Annotated in this window: 1 protein-coding gene; it reads left to right on the top strand. The window is 69.4% G+C overall.

Annotated features, from left to right (window positions below; translation table 11 throughout):
- The first annotated feature begins 182 nt into the window (after positions 1–182).
- A complete protein-coding gene (locus ACZ6Z8_RS39165; protein WP_465614736.1) occupies positions 183–1,778 on the top strand; it encodes an IS1182 family transposase in 1,596 nt (531 codons plus the stop codon).
- Positions 1,779–1,808: the final 30 nt, after the last annotated feature.

The raw sequence follows: 1,808 nt of genomic DNA, 5'->3' as shown, positions 1-1,808 counted from the left end.
CCGGCGACTCTGCTGGCGAAGTCGGTTGGGGTGGTTGTGGGACAGTAAGTGCCCGCTGGTTTGGGTGGGTTGGCTGTCTGTGGGGGTTGGTTGTGCTTCGGCCTGGTGGTGTGTCGGGGATTCCGGCGGAGACCGTGGCGTTGGCTCGCAGGGTTCATCCCCGTGGGACCGATGAGATGCGGGTGCGGGACGCGCTGGGTCCGTTGTTCAGCGACGAGGACTTCACCGTGGGTGAGTTCGAGGAGATGTACGCGGACCTGGGGCGCCCCGGCCTCTCGCCGGCCCTGCTGGTAATGGTCACGGTCCTGCAGTTCCTGCACAACCTCTCCGACCGGGACGCCGCCGTGGCGGTCGCGGACCGGATCTCCTGGAAGTACACGCTGGGACTGGAGCTCGAATACACCGGATTCGACGCCAGCGTGCTGTGCGAGTTCCGCGCCCGCCTGGTCGAGGGCGACCGGGCGGATGCCCTGCTGACCTTGATGCTGGAACGTCTGACGACCGCCGGCCTGGTGCGCGCCGGCGGCCGCCAGCGCACCGACTCCACCCACGTCCTGGCCTGCGTGCGCACACTGAACCGCATCGAGTGCCTGGGCGAGGCCCTGCGCATGGCCCTGGAGGAGGTCGCCCTCACCAGCCCCGGCCTGATCGTGCCGCTGCTCGGGCCCGGCTGGGACGAACGCTACGGCCGCAAGGTCGAGACCAGCAGGCTCCTGCGCCGCAAGAACGCCTCGGCCGCCAGGCTCGCCGAGCAGATCGGCGCCGACGGACAGAGCCTGATCGCCGCCATCGACGCGGACCCCACCGCCGGGTGGATGAACGACCTCCCACAGGTCAGGATCCTGCGCGAACTGTGGGACCAGCACTACGAGACCACCACCACCGGCAAACCGCGCTACCGGGACACCAAGGAACTGCCGCCCTCGGCCGAGCGCGTCCGCTCGCCCCACGACCCCGAAGCCCGCTACAGCACCAAAGGCCGACCCGGCGCGGACGCCGTGGAATGGACCGGCTCCAAGGCCCACCTGACCGAATCCTGCGACGAGGACTTACCCAACCTGGTCACCGACGTCCACACCACCCGCGCCACCGAACCCGACGTCGCCGCCACCACCCCCATCCAGGACAAACTCATCGACCGGGACCTGAAACCCGGCGAGCACCTGCTCGACTCCGGCTACCCCAGCGGGCCCAACATCGGCGCCGCCCTCGAACGCGACATCACCCTCATCGCGCCCGTCACCGTCCAGACCGGCCGAGGCTGCCACAACGGCACGTTCACCCCCAAGGACTTCCACGTCGACTGGCAGGCAGGCGTCACCCGCTGCCCCGCCGGGGCCACCAGCATCTCCATGCGGCCCAAGAAGAACGGCCTGATCCGCGTCGCCTTCTCCCGCGCGCACTGCCGGCCCTGCCCCATCCGCGCCCAGTGCACCTCCTCCGCCCTCCACCTCGGCCGGAGCCTGGAGATCCATCCCGAACCGATCCACACGGCCCGGATGCGGATGCAGGCCGAACAGGACAGCCCCGAATGGCGCGAGGCCTACCGGGCCCGCGCCGGGATCGAAGGCACCGTCTCACAAGCGGTGCGAGGCCCCGGCCTGCGACGATCCCGCTACCGGGGCCTCGCCAAAACCCACCTCCAGAACGTCCTCACCGGCATGGCCATTAACATCCGCCGACTCGGCGCCCACTACGACACCACCACCACGACAGAGCGCCGCCCCACCCGCATCCACGCACTCTGCACCCAACACGGCATCGCAACAGCGGCCTGACCTAGATCAAATACTTCGCCAGCAGAGTCG

Source organism: Kitasatospora sp. NPDC101108 (assembly GCF_055584725.1).
The sequence above is the reverse complement of the archived record's forward strand: the minus strand, read 5'-3'. Positions and strand labels throughout refer to the sequence as shown.